At 52.5% G+C, this 15,609-nt stretch carries 21 protein-coding genes; 1 reads left to right on the forward strand and 20 read right to left on the reverse strand.

Annotated elements, in window-relative coordinates; genetic code table 11:
• Positions 1-207 precede the first annotated feature (207 nt).
• Positions 208-465 carry a hypothetical protein gene (locus tag QZJ86_RS18145; protein ID WP_301671896.1) on the forward strand — a complete coding sequence of 86 codons (258 nt, stop codon included), beginning with the start codon at positions 208-210 and terminating at the stop codon, positions 463-465.
• 80 nt (positions 466-545) lie between these two features.
• Here the strand turns inward: QZJ86_RS18145 and hypD are convergent, their stop codons facing one another.
• From hypD to QZJ86_RS18245, 20 genes are all read right to left on the reverse strand, one after another.
• Entirely contained in the window at positions 546-1,649 is a 1,104-nt protein-coding gene (gene hypD / locus QZJ86_RS18150; RefSeq protein ID WP_301671897.1) for a hydrogenase formation protein HypD, read from the reverse strand.
• Entirely contained in the window at positions 1,646-1,873 is a 228-nt protein-coding gene (locus QZJ86_RS18155) for a HypC/HybG/HupF family hydrogenase formation chaperone (RefSeq protein ID WP_301671898.1), read from the reverse strand. Before QZJ86_RS18155 ends, hypD begins: the two co-directional genes overlap by 4 nt.
• 176 nt (positions 1,874-2,049) lie before the next feature.
• On the reverse strand, positions 2,050-3,114 hold the full coding sequence (locus QZJ86_RS18160; RefSeq protein ID WP_301671900.1) for a glycosyltransferase: 1,065 nt from the start codon (positions 3,112-3,114) through the stop codon (positions 2,050-2,052).
• A 69-nt stretch (positions 3,115-3,183) separates the two neighbouring features.
• Positions 3,184-4,005, reverse strand: a complete 822-nt coding sequence (gene hypB / locus QZJ86_RS18165) for a hydrogenase nickel incorporation protein HypB (RefSeq protein WP_301671901.1) — start codon at positions 4,003-4,005, stop codon at positions 3,184-3,186.
• Positions 4,005-4,346 carry a hydrogenase maturation nickel metallochaperone HypA gene (gene hypA, locus QZJ86_RS18170; protein WP_301671902.1) on the reverse strand — a complete coding sequence of 114 codons (342 nt, stop codon included), beginning with the start codon at positions 4,344-4,346 and terminating at the stop codon, positions 4,005-4,007. The genes hypB and hypA overlap by 1 nt, the downstream gene beginning before the upstream one ends.
• Before the next feature lie 18 nt (positions 4,347-4,364).
• Positions 4,365-5,522: a nickel-dependent hydrogenase large subunit gene (locus QZJ86_RS18175; RefSeq protein ID WP_301671903.1), complete on the reverse strand. Its 1,158-nt coding sequence runs from the start codon at positions 5,520-5,522 to the stop codon at positions 4,365-4,367.
• Positions 5,523-5,984: a [NiFe]-hydrogenase assembly chaperone HybE gene (hybE, locus tag QZJ86_RS18180; RefSeq protein WP_301671905.1), complete on the reverse strand. Its 462-nt coding sequence runs from the start codon at positions 5,982-5,984 to the stop codon at positions 5,523-5,525.
• A gap of 2 nt (positions 5,985-5,986) precedes the next feature.
• Entirely contained in the window at positions 5,987-6,208 is a 222-nt protein-coding gene (locus tag QZJ86_RS18185; RefSeq protein ID WP_301671906.1) for a rubredoxin, read from the reverse strand.
• Positions 6,205-7,053, reverse strand: coding sequence for a hydrogenase expression/formation protein (locus QZJ86_RS18190; protein WP_301671907.1), 849 nt, complete (start codon positions 7,051-7,053; stop codon positions 6,205-6,207). The genes QZJ86_RS18185 and QZJ86_RS18190 overlap by 4 nt, the downstream gene beginning before the upstream one ends.
• A 433-nt stretch (positions 7,054-7,486) precedes the next feature.
• Positions 7,487-8,290 (reverse strand): hypothetical protein, encoded by an 804-nt coding sequence (locus QZJ86_RS18195; RefSeq protein ID WP_301671908.1) that lies wholly within the window; start codon positions 8,288-8,290, stop codon positions 7,487-7,489.
• Between the two features lie 561 nt (positions 8,291-8,851).
• A complete protein-coding gene (locus QZJ86_RS18200; RefSeq protein ID WP_301671909.1) occupies positions 8,852-9,127 on the reverse strand; it encodes an antitoxin in 276 nt (91 codons plus the stop codon).
• Positions 9,117-9,401: a toxin gene (locus QZJ86_RS18205; RefSeq protein ID WP_301671911.1), complete on the reverse strand. Its 285-nt coding sequence runs from the start codon at positions 9,399-9,401 to the stop codon at positions 9,117-9,119. Before QZJ86_RS18205 ends, QZJ86_RS18200 begins: the two co-directional genes overlap by 11 nt.
• A gap of 39 nt (positions 9,402-9,440) precedes the next feature.
• Entirely contained in the window at positions 9,441-9,662 is a 222-nt protein-coding gene (locus tag QZJ86_RS18210; RefSeq protein ID WP_301671912.1) for an addiction module protein, read from the reverse strand.
• 211 nt (positions 9,663-9,873) lie between these two features.
• Complete coding sequence (locus tag QZJ86_RS18215; RefSeq protein ID WP_301671913.1) at positions 9,874-10,311, reverse strand: thioredoxin domain-containing protein; 438 nt, start codon at positions 10,309-10,311, stop codon at positions 9,874-9,876.
• Positions 10,308-10,604 carry a HypC/HybG/HupF family hydrogenase formation chaperone gene (locus QZJ86_RS18220; RefSeq protein WP_301671914.1) on the reverse strand — a complete coding sequence of 99 codons (297 nt, stop codon included), beginning with the start codon at positions 10,602-10,604 and terminating at the stop codon, positions 10,308-10,310. The genes QZJ86_RS18215 and QZJ86_RS18220 overlap by 4 nt, the downstream gene beginning before the upstream one ends.
• On the reverse strand, positions 10,604-11,290 hold the full coding sequence (locus tag QZJ86_RS18225) for a HyaD/HybD family hydrogenase maturation endopeptidase (protein WP_301939031.1): 687 nt from the start codon (positions 11,288-11,290) through the stop codon (positions 10,604-10,606). Before QZJ86_RS18225 ends, QZJ86_RS18220 begins: the two co-directional genes overlap by 1 nt.
• Before the next feature lie 105 nt (positions 11,291-11,395).
• Complete coding sequence (gene cybH, locus QZJ86_RS18230; RefSeq protein ID WP_301671915.1) at positions 11,396-12,091, reverse strand: Ni/Fe-hydrogenase, b-type cytochrome subunit; 696 nt, start codon at positions 12,089-12,091, stop codon at positions 11,396-11,398.
• The gene (locus QZJ86_RS18235; protein WP_301671916.1) at positions 12,088-12,312 is read right to left on the reverse strand and encodes a hypothetical protein; all 225 of its coding nucleotides are present in this window, start codon (positions 12,310-12,312) and stop codon (positions 12,088-12,090) included. Before QZJ86_RS18235 ends, cybH begins: the two co-directional genes overlap by 4 nt.
• A gap of 94 nt (positions 12,313-12,406) precedes the next feature.
• The gene (locus tag QZJ86_RS18240) at positions 12,407-14,203 is read right to left on the reverse strand and encodes a nickel-dependent hydrogenase large subunit (RefSeq protein WP_301671917.1); all 1,797 of its coding nucleotides are present in this window, start codon (positions 14,201-14,203) and stop codon (positions 12,407-12,409) included.
• Complete coding sequence (locus QZJ86_RS18245) at positions 14,203-15,294, reverse strand: hydrogenase small subunit (protein ID WP_301671918.1); 1,092 nt, start codon at positions 15,292-15,294, stop codon at positions 14,203-14,205. Before QZJ86_RS18245 ends, QZJ86_RS18240 begins: the two co-directional genes overlap by 1 nt.
• Positions 15,295-15,609 lie beyond the last annotated feature (315 nt).

Here is a 15,609-nt window from a genome sequence, read left to right on the forward strand (position 1 = left end):
GTACATCAGGCCAAAACCGTTCTCCGCAAAAATACCGTCGCTAATTAAATGCATCGGAGATGTTTGCTTCAAATTTCCGGCTGTGATAGAAAACTTCCGCCGATGATTAAACCCATCCGCACCATCGGTTTGAGCATGATACTTCTGTGAAAAAGTGTTGAAGCTATACCGCTAAGTAAAATAATTAAAATCACGAGGAAACCTACAATGAAAACTAAAATTTTTGCACTGCTGGCGATTGCTTCTGTTGCATTGATCCCTTCCCTGTCCGCGGCTGGCGAAGCAGATACCTGTAAAGGCTGCCATAACGGCTCCGTGGCTCCGGCTGTTGACGCTTTGAAAGCCAAATTCAAAACCGCCGACGAATTAGTCGCCGGGGCTAAAGCGTCTAAAAACGACATGATGAAACCGATGCAAAGCAATGACGCGAAATTGAAAGCCGCTGCTGCAGAAATCTATAAATAAGCCCTGCCCTCTCACCCCAGAGTAACCTGGGGTTATCCAGGTGGACACTTCATCAGTGTCCACCTTTTTATGCTCTAGCCTTATCGCAGCCGTCCGTAACTCCAATACGCGGCACAAGCCCCCTCCGACGACACCATACAGGAGCCCATCGGGTTTTCCGGGGTGCAGACGGTGCCCAACAACTTGCAATCTTGCGGCTTTTTCGCGCCGCGCAGGATGGCAGGACATTCACAGCCTTTCACGTCACTGGCTTCGATAGCCGGCATCTCGAAGCGCTGTTCGGCGTCGAACTCGGCGTATTCGGCTTTTAACTTCAACGCACTATTCGAAATCAAACCCAGACCGCGCCATTCAAATTGCGGACGCAGTTCAAACACCTCGTCCATCAAGGCTTGAGCTTTGACATTGCCGTCGCGCGTCACCGCCCGGCTATATTCGTTTTCCACCTCGTGCCGGCCATCGTTCAATTGCCGAATCAGCATCAAGGACGACTGCATCACGTCCAGTGGCTCGAAACCGGCGATGACAATGGGTTTTGCGTAATGCTCTGAGAAAGTTTCGTAGGGCTTACTACCGATCACGCTACTCACATGGGATGGCCCCAGAAAGGCATCGATAGCCACCGGCTCCGGCGCATCCAAAATAGCCTGCATCGCTGACGGCGTTAACACGTGATTGCAGAATACCGAGAAATTAATCAATCCTTCCGTTTGCGCCTGTTTAATGGCAACAGCAGTCGGCGGTGTGGTGGTCTCGAAACCGATCGCGAAAAACACCACTTGCCGGTCCGGATTATCCCGGGCGATTTTCAACACATCCTGAGTAGAATAAACCATGCGAATATCGCCGCCGGCCGCCTTGGCTTTTAACAGACTGTTACGATGAGAGGCCGGCACCCGCATCAGATCGGCATAAGTGCAGAGGATTACGTTGTGCTGATCCACCAATTGAATCGCGTTGTCGATGCGTCCGGTCGGCAGCACACACACCGGGCAGCCGGGGCCGTGAATGAACTCGACGTTGCTCGGCATCAAATCCTGAACGCCGTAACGAAAAATCGCATGGGTATGGCCGCCGCAAAATTCCATCAGACGATAATGCCGCTCGGGATTAACGGTTTGGGCAATAACCTGCGCCAATTGCTTGGCCAAATCGTGCTGGCGAAATTCGTCGATGTATTTCATGACGCCGCCAGACCGGCTTCCGCGAACAAGGCCAAAGTTTTCAACGCCTCTTCCTCGTCGATCTTATTCAGCGCGTAGCCGACATGCACCAGCACGTAATCGCCAACTTTCACGTCGTCGACCAATGCCAGCGAGACTTCGACTTTAACGCCATCCAAACTGGCGATCGCCATCTGCGTAGCAAAATCAATATCAGTAATTTGGGCAGGCAGGGCTAGGCACATGTTGGTTTTTTCGTTTTGCCGCGGTTATTCAATATTGGTATCACTATTACGACGGACTATTTTAATGCTGATCCCGCATCGGTGGTGCAGGATAGTTTTCAGAGAATGTCCTCGGCAACAACCTTATGCATTGCTCTACCTCCCATTCATTATGGCCTAATAGCAATTAGATAGAATCAGAAACAATCAAGGATTTTATGCAATGGCCGTAGCTTATATAGCTGATTTGGAAAGGTCTCGGCATAAACATGCTGAGCATTTGCTTCTATACCTTCTCTTGCGGAGATATCAACTATCATATTGACAAAGCGCTGGCGGTGTTCTTCCATCTTACGCAATGTCTCTTCCCGGATCTTCAAAGGATCTATATTGCGCTCAATCATACGGTTTACCCCTTCGTTCACAGCTTCTGGATCAGCCTCGACAATAGCAACATAATCATCATCAAAGAATACGTCCCGACCTCCATAACTGTGCGTGGAAACAACAGGCAAGCCCGACAGCAAATATTCGATAGATGCAAACATAGCTCCTTCAGTTTCAGACAGGCATAGCCCGACGCGAGCTTGGTTGATGTAGCCGCAGACATCATCCCGAGGAATCTGTCTAAACGAAGAAATCTCGACATTCTCCTGTGGAAAATTGAGCCAACTGGCATGCCCTAGAATCGCTTTGATCTCCTCAAAATAGTCCAGATGTTGAGTCGAAAGGTAAGTAATGATAGCTAAGCGCTCGATCAGTCGCGTTAACTCATGCCTTTTATAAGGAGCAGAAACAGCATTATGTATGGCATCGAATTGCTTAGCCACATCGGCATCAACTTTGAAGCGAGTTTCATCAGCCAGACAATTTTGGTTTACAAATACCGATTCGACGCCGAGGTCGTCGTATATCTGAGTCTGAGCGGCATTATTCGCTAGAAATATGAACCGGTGCTCTGGATAGATCTTCGAATGTTTTAGCAAAACCGGTGAAAACAGCTGCTTGTATGTATCAGCGTAATACTCGATACCGCTTCTAACAAGGCCCAAAAAATAGACTCTACGCCTTTTCAGTACGTCAAAGAAAGGAATCCAGAGGGATTCATTATCGAAAAAATCTTCCGGTATTAGAACAACTAAAGGTGTCTTGCTAACCACAAAGTAATGACCAACAGGAACCGGAAAATATTGTTTTAGCCGACTGGCAAGTAGCCATGGCAATTGATCGATCAGTTTATGCACCTTCAGGTCTAAATTCATGCTTTATTGCTCCAATCAATGGCAAGGACTGCGTAGTATCTATTAAGTAAGCTATTTGACAAAGACCAATCAAGTATAAGCTATCTGCTGCAGTTCCAACTCCACCTTCAACCAGGTCAACCAATTTTCCATGCCCTCGCCGGTCTTGGCCGATAAGGACAACACCTTGATGCGCGGATTAACCTGCTTCGCGTACTGAATGCTCTGCGCGCTGTCGAAATCCAGATGCGGCAGCAAATCGGTTTTGTTCAGGATCATTAAATCGGCGGCATGGAACATGTCCGGGTATTTGATCGGCTTATCTTCGCCTTCCGTCACCGACAAGATCACCACCTTGTGCGCCTCACCCAAATCAAAAGCCGACGGGCAAACCAGATTGCCGACGTTTTCGATGAATAGCAAACTGTGCTCGGGTAAATTCAGACTTTCCAAGCCATGACCGACCCGATGAGCATCCAAATGGCAGCCCTTGCCAGTGTTAATTTGCAAGGCCGGCACGCCGGTGGCGCGAATGCGGTCAGCATCGCGGGCGGTTTGTTGGTCGCCTTCGATCACCGCGATGCTCAACTCGTCTTTCAGACGGAGAATGGTTTCGGTCAACAGCGTGGTTTTACCGGAACCGGGGCTGGAGACCAAGTTCAAAGCCAGCATGCCGCGCTCACTAAAATAGCGGCGATTTTCCTCGGCGTAACGACTATTTTTGGCCAGAATGTCCTGCTCGATTTGCACCATCCGCGCCTGAGTCAGGCCCGGCGCATGCGAGTGTTCGGCTGTATGTTCGTGATGATGCTGATGTCCATGGTCATGGTTGTGATCATGGGCATGCTCGTGATCGTGTAATTCGTCGTGCGAGTGAATTTGGCCCTCGCCGCAGCCGCATACGCCGCACATTACTCTACCTCCAGTTCTTTGATTCGCATTTGATCGCCGCCGACGATCTGTAATTGATGACTGCCGCAGTGCGGGCATTCGTCGTATAACTGTTGCACCAACACCTCGCAGCCGCAAGGCATACACCAGGCCACACCCGGCACTTCGATAATTTCCAGCCGGGCCTGTTCGGCCAAGGAGCCTTGCATCACCACCTCAAAACTAAAATGCATCGCCTCCGGCTCGACGCCGGACAACGCGCCGATCTCCAGCCACACGGTTTTGACCCTGGCGAACTGCTGAGCCTTGGCCTGTTGTTCGATGATCTGTAACACGCTCTCGCAAAGCGACATTTCGTGCATGGCGATACTCTGTTTGTTTCAGTTTTCCGGCATTAACACCAGCCGGTATTGCACACATGGATCGACCGCGTTGATCAACCATTCCGCCTGCTGCCGCAAACCATCCGCATCGGCGACCCGCAAAGACTTTAAACCTTGGGCCAGCACGCCATCGGGGTGAAAATTCCATTCGGTCGGCGCGACGATGCGGTAATCGTACACCCGGCCCTTGCGTAAGGCCAGGCGATGCATCAGCAAGCCGCGCGCGGCCTGAACTTGCGCCAGGCCGATGCCTTCGGCGGCAGACGCCGGCATCGTAACGCTTGACGGCGTTAAACCTTGCGGGACAGCCGCCACTTCCAGTAAAACCGCTGCAAACCGCACCAACAAACCGTTGCCGTAACGGCTGAGCAACTCGGCAATCAAGGGCTGCGCTTGCTGGCGACTCAGCGGCGTCGATTCGTAACAGCGGCCCAGCCACTGCGGCGCGCGGCAGAACGCCGATAAATCCTTTTCTTGCAATTGGCGATGCAGCTCGGCTTGATCCAATGTCGGCAAACAAGCCACGTCACTCGCGCCCAATGCTTGCCAGTCTCGTTGATAAAGGCTGCTTAATAACTCAGCGGACATGGCCACGTTGCCAGCCAGCCAATCGCGCAATTGGGCCTCATCGGCAATTGTTAGAAATTGGCTCAAGCCGCCAGCGAAAATCGCTTGATCGATCAAGCCAGTTAATTCGACAAGTAAAGTCTGCAAATGCGGTACGTCGATCCGCAACTGGCTATCCAGCCTAAAGGCCTCGCCATCTTTAAATAAACACGACCTGAACTGTCTATCCAATTTTAATAGCGCCGCAAGCGCGATCTTATCGGCAGGCTGACCCAGCAAAATCGGCCAATCCAGCAATATCCGCCAGGCGTGTTCGCGCACGGTTTCCAGTTGCACCAAGCATTCCCTAGCGGCGTCGGCTTCCGTCTCGGCAGGCATCTGCAAGGCAGCACGGCAGGCCAGCAAGGCGACGTAAGCCTGGGCGTTGCCGCATAAAGAAAACAACAATGGCACCACGCTCAACAACTGCTCAGGCGTTTTGCCGATCAACACCCGTGCCGCTTCGGGTCGGGTCGAGTCTATCTTCACCGAACCGACCTTGCCGGCGCTATGCGTCAGTTCGATATGAATCTCGCCCGCCGGCGTCACTTAAGGTCTTACCAAATTGCCGCGCAACAAATCGCGGCGACTGAGTGCTCGCGGCGTCGGGCCAGTCAACAAGGCTTGCAAAGCGCTTTCCGCCGCAGCCACTGCCACCGCTTGATCGGCAAACTGAAACATCGGCGAAAACAGCGAACACTGCGCGTACCGGCCCAGTTGCGCTTCGTCGGCGACGGTAAATTCGAAGCTGCCGTACGGGAACGGCTGTTCAAATTTGCTGCCGGGCGACTGGCTAATCCAGTTGCTTTCCACTCCCGGCAGCAACAACACATTCATAAACCAAGGCGTAATCAACACACCCACCCAATCTGCGTTGTATTGGTTAAACCCCAGGGCTCGCACCACCAATGCCGGATTCAACACCGGCATATCGTGCATCCGCGTGGTCAGGATGTCGTTAAACACCGCCTCCAGCACGCACCGAATCTGCTCACCGTCCTGCCATGCCATGTTTAGTCGTCCAGCACCAAAAAACCCTGCTTGGGCGCGCCGCATTGCGGGCAGCTCCAATGCTCGGGCAAATCCGCGAATGCCGTACCGGGCGGCACTTGCCAGACGGTGTCGCCCTCGGACGGGTCGTAGACATGCCAGCAAATCTTGCATTCCAGCCTGGACTCGGCCGGCAAGCGTGAGGCATCGCCACCGAAAGCCCCGGCAAAGAAGCCTTCGCTCACAGATACACCTGCAAAATTTCCTGCAAACGCTGGTGGCTGTCGGCGATGTCTTCCGCCGACGCACAGGCCACATTCGGCACCTCGCTGACTTCCAGCGTATTCAGGATCAGCGTATCCTGCGAATTAAAATATCGCACCCACCAGACGTTGCGGGTGGCGGTAGCGTCGATCCGGCAGTTGCCATAACCGCGCGACAAAATGGTCACCGCGCCCTTGCCCAAGCGTTGCTCCAGAAACGCCAAATCCTGCTCGGTTTGCGGCAACAAACTCAGGTTGATGATGTGCGCTTCAGTGCCGGGTTGATACTCGGCGATCTTGGCATTCAACTCGGCCAGTAGCGGCGGCGCGTTCATCACCCCGTCCGGCAACACGCTCATGTCGGTATCGATATGTTTAGCGGCATCGGCAAACGCGGTTTGCAAGATGGCTTGCGGGATGATGCCGACTTCCAGGATGTCGGTAACGATCTGTTTTTGCCCATTCAGACATTGCGAACGCCAGACGCCGGCCAGCACCGATTCCTGAATCCGCAAGGTTTGCGCGCCATTACACAGCATGCTGACCTCGCCCTCGCCGAGCAGTTCGTCGACGAACTGGCGATTGGTTTGGTCCAGGCTTATCAAATCGATGGTTTGGCTGTTTGCCGGGTACGTCGCCAGATCCTGCTCAAGCTGCTGCAACGCGGTTTTGGCCTGCGCCAGATCGGCCGCATTCAAGTCCACCGAAATCATCGGCATCCGGTAGGTGGTCATTTCTTCCGGCATCGCCAGATAGTCGAGTTCGACGCCGTCTTCCTCGGCGGGTTGGCTGCCTTGGCCAAAAATTGGGAGAGATATGCTGGTCATTTTTTGGTTGTTTGTTGAATTAAGTTGTAGGCTGGTTAAGCGAACTGCATCCGGCACTGGATTATTTTTTTGGTGTCGCTATCGCGAGGATGTTTTTAGATGTCGGGTCTCGGCCCGACAGCCGAGTGACTTTTCTTTGCTTGGCCAAAGAAAAGTCACCAAAAGAAAGGCCACCCGGTATTCCGCCTTAATCCTGCGCTCCTCGCTTTTGGCGAGGGTTTTCGGAAGGGCCATCCCTGGCCCTCCGAAAACGAGCGGCATCCTTGCCGCTCCCCTGCGGGCTAATCTCGCCAAAAGCTGCGATGCTCGGGGCTGAATAACGGGACAAAAACCATCCCGAAATTTAAAACGAATCTATAAAATAGTAGGGTGGGCACATGCTTTTCGTGCCCACCCGGGAAAATTGAACTGGAAAACTATTGCTACCCAAAACTTATTTTGAATTTGGGGTTTGATAAAAAATCCCCAATACGAAGGTATTTACTCCTTCGCATCTTGGACAATTCCAACTCTTTCCGATTTCAATATCTGTTTCCCAAAAAATCACACTTTCATTGCAATCAGAGTTAGCACATGTAATTTCACTCCTACTTGGGCGCCAATCAACTTTCCCAGACTCTTTTGAAATAACCGTGTAAGAAGCATTGCACTCATCGCATTTAGCTTGTACTTGTTGTTTATCAGATACACGTTTGCGAATTGTTTTCCCACATTGAATACATTCGCATTTCGAGAAGACACCCATAGTAACGTTAAAAATATGGGATGAAAGAACCTCCTTTACAAACTTTGCAATGTCTTCAAGGCGAGACTCCATCCTGGTGTAATTAATTGACTTACCGTCAATAGCTTGTTTCATAGTTTGGACATGAAGGTAACTACCCAAAGCATCATAGTGTTTACGTAACGTCGCCATATTGAAAACTTTTTCCGATCCTAATGGCGACATTATTGATGCCGGCGTGCCATAAGTTTCCTGTACACTAATTGCCACGGAACAATCTTTATCTGCCAATGGCTCAATTTCAAGTAAAACTGACATCACCCTACGTGGTTGCCATGTTTTGTATTCCGATGCTGGAAACTCATCCATGTAAAGTAAGGCCCGATCATATGTCAGCGCTTCCATAGCCATGCGCAATTCAAGGGCCGAATATTTCAAACGCGCCTTATCTCCAGATCTAAATTCGTGCTCAAAGCGCTCAAGGTGTTTTCTCGCGTCGTTACGATAATTCACATTTTTTCCTAATAGGTTAAATCTTGGAAGTGTTCTAAGTACGTGGGCAAGGGAGCCCGAAACCAAGCAATATAGGTCAAAGTTGGGTTTACACTACCGTTCCAACCCAGCCTACCAAAAAAGCTTTGCGACACACAATAACCGTTGGAGTGGATTATTCCCGTTATTCCGCCCCGAGCATCGCAGCTTTTGGCGAGATTAGCCCGCAGGGGAGCGGCAGGGATGCCGCTCGTTTTCGGAGGGGCTGGGAAGCCCCTTCCGAAACCCCTCGGTAAAAGCGACAAATTTGCCTGGAGCAAATTTGAACAGCCGATAGGCTGGCCCGAAGGGCGAAAACCATGGATGGTTTTCGTAAAGCGCAGGATTAAGGCGGAATTCCGGGTGGCCTTTTCTTTGGATACTTTCTTTTGGCCAAGCAAAAGAAAGTATCTCGGCTGTCGGGCCGAGACCCGACTTTAAAACACCCGTCGCGACAGCGACACATTTACTCGACAAGATTGGAAGCTAGAGCTTCCAAGACAAGGTTCCCAACCTGGAGGTTGGGAACAAAAAGCTCACTCATCAAACATCAAACTTAATCTTCCCATTCGCATATTGATGTATCAACGAACTAATCAACACCTGATACGGCAATCCCTGACTAACCGACTGCGCCTTTAACCGTTCGAGATCGCTTTCCAACAACCGAATACTGACCGTTTTCTTTTTGCCTATTTGGTCACGGGCGATTTGGCTATAACGGCTTTTTTCGCCATCCAAATTATCGACACTGACGGCTGAGTCGCCTTCGACATAATCGACAATCTCTTGTTCTTCAACCGATAGTTCAGTCGCCATGATGAGCCTCTTTAAAATATTGCTTGTGATATTTACGGCTTGGAATGATATTTTTCAGAAATATCGTTTCGTTGTCTTCCACGAATGGCACGTAATAGATGTAATCTCTGATACGAACGATAAAAATTTTCTGATGCGGATATTTGTCAACATTATGATGTGGCAATACATCAAACAATCTTTCTTCACCAATCGCCACCAAGACATCCTCGAAGCATACGCCACGAGTATTTTTGAGCAGTTGGTTCTTATGCTCGTCCCAGTCAAAACGCATGTTTAGCTCATCGAGTTATTTACATAAAAACGAGCAATGTTAAAAAGATCGCCATTCGTCCAGAGGCAAGCCTTCTTGTCCAATCGTTTTGTTGTAGACAGAGGTAAAGTCAGCCACTCGACGCACCGACTCCTCTCCCCACAACCGCTCGAACTCCGACTCGGAAACTTCCTCGAGGCTCAACAACAAACGCTGTGCCAAAGCAGCCCGGTCTTGAAGCGGTAAGGAAAAAATTTCGGCTTCCAGTTGTGTGAGATTCATATCAGCGATACTCCCCTTTAAGTAGAAAACTCAGTCACGCCAGTACAGGCACGACGGGGATAGTATACGTCCAACCTCATTTCTGCCGCGATAGAGACACCAAATTGTTAAAGAGCTGGTGAGAATTTAAGTCTCGACCACGAAGCACTCTAGCCATAGACAGGCTTTGCGCTTCGAAATGTTGGGTTACGCTCTATTGAGCTAACCCAACCTACATTTTTTTTAATGACGCGTGTCCAACGCCACAAACCTTCCCAAGATCAAACCCCGGCGGCTGCCCTGGCTCGGCAGCTAAAATCCGTGCAAATTCCTGGCCGTATTCCGCCCAATCCTTAATCCCGGTAATTACGCCCAAATACTCGCTGCCGCGCAAAAATACCAGGGACGGCCAGCTGCTGAACCGAAATCTGGCCTGCAATTCCCGTTCGACGGATTTATCGACCACCGCACCGTGCAAACGACCGGCAAAGGCTTTTAATAACTCCGGCAAAATCACCGCCACATCGTGACTCTCCGGAAACATCACCGGATCGTTGGCGAAGAACAGCACCACGGTTTCGTGGCCGTAGACGAAATGATCGTAACTGTCTGCATCGAGCAGCGGCAGGCCGTGGCGGGTTTGCAGTTGTTCCAGCAAGGGGGTACTCATGTTCTTAAAAACTCCGGCAGTTCGGGTTCGCGGTCGACCAGATCGGCGAATAAATGATCGAAGTTGGTTTCGCCTTGCATGGCCAGACGCATCGCTTCCAGCGCATCGGCGATTTGGGCGGCTTTTTCGGCCGTGATGACTTCCCGCGCCGCGTCCAGAAACACCAATAGCCAGGTGCCGGCAGCTTGTTCGCCGACCAACATCATGTCTATCAACGTCGGTTGGCCGCGATATTCGCACAGCGCCGAATCGCCGCGCGCCTCGATGACTTGCATGGGGATGCCGATGCACATCAGTATTTGCCCCGGTAATCGACGTCCACTTGCAAACTGGGCAGGTCGGAAGCGGGCGGCGGTTTCACTTCGAATACGGCGGATAACACGATGCGCTCGTCACCTAAGCGGCAAGCCAAATCAGCGGCTGGGCGCTCCTGCTCGTAGCGCTGAATATTCAATGCAGGATCGACCAGTTCCGCTGGCGTATCGAGGCATTCGCCAACCACACCGAAATCTTGCAGATAGGCCAAGGCCATATCGATGGCCGACTGAATTTGCGCTTTGACGGCCGGCCGCAAGCTGCCGCCGTAGTCTTCCAGCTCTTCCGGCTGCACGCCAATCAACAGTAAATGCTGGGGATACTGACCCAGCATTTGCGCCAGCGCCAACACTTCCTGAAAGCCGGTCTGATGCAGGCTCATTTTCTTGGCGCCAAGGAAATTCGGCACCTCGTCGTTTTCGACCCGCTTCATGGTTGCCGGCGGCAGGCCGTAATCGACCGCATCAAATACCACCAACACATCCGCTGCTTGGACATGCTCGATCAGATAGACGCCCTGCGTACCACCATCCACCACCTGCACGCTATCTGGAAAGCGATAGTGTTTTTGCAGATACTCAATCACCCGCACGCCAAAACCTTCATCGGCCCACAATAGGTTGCCGATGCCGAGTAGAAGGACTTGCGGCGATGCGCTCACCATCACCGCCAGTCAACTAATGTAGGATGTGCCGACGCTAGGAGGCGCATCGTTCGCGATCGATGCGCTTCACTGCGTTCAGCACATCCTACCGGTTTTTTAATATCATCAATGCGCATCATCGACCGGCTTGTCGTCCTTAAAGGTGCGCCAGCCGGTCGCTATCGTGGACAACATGCTTTGTCCGGACAATTTGTCTTCGCGCACCGCGACGTAAATATGAATCAGCACGAAGCAAACGATGAACCACATCACCAGATGGTGCCAGGTATGCACGGTTTGGCTGTCACCGAACAGCGGCAGCAGCCAACTGCTGAACAAGGCATATTGCCAGCTGCCTTGTCCTTCGCCTTCACCGTACAAGGCAAAGCCGGTGAAGATCATGAACAACGAGCCCCACACCAACACAAAATGCATCGCCAGGATCGCCAGCGGGTTATGACCGATGTAATGGCGCGGCGCCTTGGCTAAAAAGGTGTACCAGAGGATTTCCTGACGCACGCCATCCCAGAAATGTGCTTGCAACAAGGGCGGTAGAAAGATTTGCCGGGCATGCTCGTTACCGGCATAGGCCCAGTACAAACGCCCCAGTAAACCGATCGCCAACACATAGCCCGCGGCAAAATGCGCAAAGCGGATATAGCCCATCAGAAAATGCTCGCTGGCTTCGCCGATCGGCGAAGATAACGGCGAGGCGATCAAATAACCGCTGATCGCCAACACCGTTATCGCCAGCGCATTGATAGCATGCCAGAGTCGAACCGGCAGTTCGTAAACATAAACCGGAGCGAGTGGTGCGCTCATTGCGGTCTCCGGCCCGATGCTTTGCTGCGAAGCCAAAGGCTACGCAGCAGTGCTGCCGCCGCTATCGATAAAGCGGCTGTAAACAGATGCGGCAGCCAGGCCGAGTAAGCGGTCAGCATATGTTCCAGGCTGTGTGTCAAGGCATTGATGCCGGGGTGGCTGTGGGCTTCGGCTTGGCCGAAAACCAGTAACAAAGCGGTGGATGGCAATATTTTGTTCATAAGCTCTCCCGGTAGGGTGGATATGGCAAACGCATCCACCATGGAATTTGAAAAAGGCGGATGCGCTATGCTTATCCGCCCTACATTTTTATGGTTATCGGACTTTCACCCGTGTCAATTCCGTACCGTCCGGACTCATCACATGCGTCGAGCAAGCCAGACACGGATCGAAACTATGCAGTGTGCGCAAAATTTCCACAGGTTCGTCCGGCACCTCGACTTTGGTGTTCATCAACGAAGCCTCGAACGCGCCGATATTGCCTTGCTCATCGCGCGGCGAACCGTTCCAGGTGGTCGGCACCACGCATTGATAGTTGGCGATTTTGGTGTCTTCGATTTTAAGCCAATGGCCCAAGGCGCCGCGCGGCGCTTCGGTGAAGCCGACGCCTTTGACGCTGCTCGGCCAGGTTTCCGGATCCCAGCGCTCGACGTTGGCGGTGGCCAAGTCGCCGGTTTTCAGATTGGCCATCATCTTGTCCATGAAATAGCGCATCTTGCCGGCTGCCCATTGCGCTTCCAGACCACGCGCCGCTGTGCGGCCCAAGGTCGAGAACAGAGCGCTGACCGGCACGTCCAGGGTTTTCAGGACAAAATTGATCTGCTCGGTAATTTCTTTGTTGCCTTGCGCGTAGCCGATCACGTAGCGCGCCAACGGACCCACTTCCATCGCGTGACCGCGCCAGCGTGGGGCTTTGATCCAGGAATATTTGGCGCTTTCGTCCAGCTCTTGGATGTTAGTGCGGTCGCCCTTGGTTTTGGCGCCAATTTTATAGTTCGGTTCGGTGATGCCGTCCCAGGGATGCAAACCAAGCGCTTCGTCCGGATACTTGTACCAGGAGTGCGGTACGAATTCCTTGATCTGCTCGGGATCGGTCAGATCGACTTCGTGGACTTTAGTCAGATCGCCGTTGATGATCGCGCCGCGCGGCATCAATAAGTTGGCCGCTGAATAATCGTTGGCCTTGTCCGGAATGTCGCCATAAGACAGCATGCTGGCGCCTGACAAACCGCCGCCATACAGCCAGCCTTTGTAGAACTGGGCGATAGCGAGTAAATCTGGAATGTAGACCTGATCGATAAAGGTGATGGTACGGTCGATGATGGACGACACCAGGTTCAAACGTTCCATATTGATCGCACCAACCGCGCCGACGCCGTCAATGTTAATCGCGCAGGGTACGCCGCCGACCAACCAATTCGGATGCGGGTCCTTGCCGCCGAAGATGGTGCGAATTTTCATGATGTCTTTTTGAAAATCCAGCGCTTCCAGATAATGGGTCACGGCCAGCAAATCGGCTTCCGGCGGCAGCAAATAGGCCGGATTAGTCCAGTAACCGTTCTTGAACGGGCCGAGCTGGCCGGATTCGACGAATTTTTTCAGGCGGTTTTGGGTATCGCGGAAATAGCCCGGCGAGGATTTGGGATTGCTGGGCGAAATCTGTTGCTGCAAGGCAGAGGTCGCCACTGGTTCGGCCTTCAAGGCGTTGACCGGATTGACCCAATCCAAGGCATGCAAATGATAAAAATGCACCAGGTGATCGTGAGCTTGCAAGCTGAGCTGCATGATGTTGCGGATCGAGTTGGCGTTCTCTGGAATCTTGATTTTCAAGGCGTCTTCGACGGCCCGCACCGAGGTCAGCGCGTGGGTACCGGTGCAGACGCCGCAGATGCGTTGCACGAAAGCCCAGGCATCGCGCGGGTCGCGGCCTTTTAAAATCACTTCCAGTCCGCGCCACATGGTGCCGCTGGAGATGGCGTTACGGATGATGTTGTCGTCGTCGATATTGACTTCACAGCGCATGTGGCCTTCGATGCGCGTGACGGGATCGACCACGACGCGGCGGCCGGCGTCGTTTAAATTAAAACCGTTGGGGGTGTTTCTGACTGTCATTATTGCTGCGCTCCTGGTTGTTTATCCCCGGATTGTTTGGCGCGATTCAAAGCCGTCAAACCGGCATGCGCGGCAACTCCGGCACCCACAATCGTGGCGGCCGTGCCACCGACCACATCGGCATTGGCTTCGATACCGAATTGATTGATCCCGGTGAGGCGATCGTAAAAGCTGCCTTTATCCCAAAAACCGTCTTCGGAACAACCGATACAGCCGTGACCGGACTGAATCGGAAATGAGGTGCCCTCGTTCCATTTCACCGTGGAGCAAGCGTTATAGGTAGTCGGCCCTTTGCAACCCATTTTGTACAGGCAATGGCCTTGGCGGGCGGCCTCGTCATCCCATTGTTCGACGAACTGTCCGGCGTCGAAATGCGGCCTTCTATAGCATTTGTCGTGGATGCGCTGGCTATAGAACATTTGCGGCCGGCCTTGTTTGTCCAGGGTCGGCAGCTTGTCGAAAGTCAATAGATACGCGACCACCGCCGTCATCACTTCCGCAATCGGTGGACAGCCGGGCACTTTGATGATGGGTTTGTCGGCCAAACCAGGGACTTTGTGTACCGGCGTGGCGCGGGTTGGATTGGGTTTGGCGGCTTGCACACACCCCCAGGAAGCACAGGAGCCCCAGGAAATGATGGCTTTGCAGCTTTCCGCGGCGTATTTCAGTTGCTCTACGAATGGTTTGCCGCCGATGATGCAATACATGCCGTCTTCGGCCAGCGGCGGATTGCCTTCCACGGCCAGGATGTAATTGCCTTTATATTTTTCGACGATCTCGGTGACGATGGCTTCGGCGTTATGGCCGGCGGCAGCCATGATGGTGTCGTCGTAATCCAAAGACAGCATCGACAGGATCACGTCTTTCGCTAAGGGGTGACCGGAGCGGATGAAAGATTCCGAACAGCAGGTGCATTCCAGGCCGTGCAACCACAACACCGGGATGCGCGGTTTGGTTTCCATCGCGTGGGCGATTTTCGGCGCGAATGCCGGGCTCAAACCCAGCGAGGCAGCGGTCAAACTGCAAAACTTCAGAAAACTGCGGCGGGTGATGCCTTGCCGACGCATCACATCGTAAAAGGTTTCGATCATGGAAACTCCTGGCTCCGTAGCGCGTTTTGTACCGGCTCAACCGGAAACCGGCCCCCCATCGGGATTACCAGGTTATTTGAAAGCGCTTGATTGTTATTCTTAGCGGCACAGCAAACGGCGGCATTTACTGGCCGATACTGCCCCGCAAAGCCAGAGCAACATCCATGCCGGCCAATGAATGGCGATAAAACCTTTGTATCAGTGGGACAATTAAAAGCAGCGAGCGGCAAATAGCTGTCGGCTATGCAACAAACTCAACAAAAAAGCCCATGCTTTGCCGTAAACACGACACAAACTTGTCATCCAATAACGGCG

The organism is Methylomonas montana (genome assembly GCF_030490285.1).
GTDB classification, from domain to species: Bacteria; Pseudomonadota; Gammaproteobacteria; order Methylococcales; family Methylomonadaceae; genus Methylomonas; species Methylomonas montana.

Bases quoted from the DNA above. Each gene is read 5' to 3' on its own strand.
- hypD (WP_301671897.1), bottom strand. From the start codon at position 1,649: ATGAAATACATCGACGAATTTCGCCAGCACGATTTGGCCAAGCAATTG.
- QZJ86_RS18155 (WP_301671898.1), bottom strand. From the start codon at position 1,873: ATGTGCCTAGCCCTGCCTGCCCAAATTACTGATATTGATTTTGCTACG.
- QZJ86_RS18235 (WP_301671916.1), bottom strand. From the start codon at position 12,312: ATGAACAAAATATTGCCATCCACCGCTTTGTTACTGGTTTTCGGCCAA.
- QZJ86_RS18225 (WP_301939031.1), bottom strand. From the start codon at position 11,290: ATGGTGAGCGCATCGCCGCAAGTCCTTCTACTCGGCATCGGCAACCTA.
- hypB (WP_301671901.1), bottom strand. From the start codon at position 4,005: ATGTGCGGCGTATGCGGCTGCGGCGAGGGCCAAATTCACTCGCACGAC.
- QZJ86_RS18145 (WP_301671896.1), top strand. From the start codon at position 208: ATGAAAACTAAAATTTTTGCACTGCTGGCGATTGCTTCTGTTGCATTG.
- QZJ86_RS18220 (WP_301671914.1), bottom strand. From the start codon at position 10,604: ATGTGCATCGGCATCCCCATGCAAGTCATCGAGGCGCGCGGCGATTCG.
- QZJ86_RS18245 (WP_301671918.1), bottom strand. From the start codon at position 15,294: ATGATCGAAACCTTTTACGATGTGATGCGTCGGCAAGGCATCACCCGC.
- cybH (WP_301671915.1), bottom strand. From the start codon at position 12,091: ATGAGCGCACCACTCGCTCCGGTTTATGTTTACGAACTGCCGGTTCGA.
- QZJ86_RS18210 (WP_301671912.1), bottom strand. From the start codon at position 9,662: ATGAATCTCACACAACTGGAAGCCGAAATTTTTTCCTTACCGCTTCAA.
- QZJ86_RS18240 (WP_301671917.1), bottom strand. From the start codon at position 14,203: ATGACAGTCAGAAACACCCCCAACGGTTTTAATTTAAACGACGCCGGC.
- QZJ86_RS18200 (WP_301671909.1), bottom strand. From the start codon at position 9,127: ATGGCGACTGAACTATCGGTTGAAGAACAAGAGATTGTCGATTATGTC.
- QZJ86_RS18215 (WP_301671913.1), bottom strand. From the start codon at position 10,311: ATGAGTACCCCCTTGCTGGAACAACTGCAAACCCGCCACGGCCTGCCG.
- QZJ86_RS18160 (WP_301671900.1), bottom strand. From the start codon at position 3,114: ATGAATTTAGACCTGAAGGTGCATAAACTGATCGATCAATTGCCATGG.
- QZJ86_RS18205 (WP_301671911.1), bottom strand. From the start codon at position 9,401: ATGCGTTTTGACTGGGACGAGCATAAGAACCAACTGCTCAAAAATACT.
- QZJ86_RS18190 (WP_301671907.1), bottom strand. From the start codon at position 7,053: ATGACCAGCATATCTCTCCCAATTTTTGGCCAAGGCAGCCAACCCGCC.
- hybE (WP_301671905.1), bottom strand. From the start codon at position 5,984: ATGGCATGGCAGGACGGTGAGCAGATTCGGTGCGTGCTGGAGGCGGTG.
- hypA (WP_301671902.1), bottom strand. From the start codon at position 4,346: ATGCACGAAATGTCGCTTTGCGAGAGCGTGTTACAGATCATCGAACAA.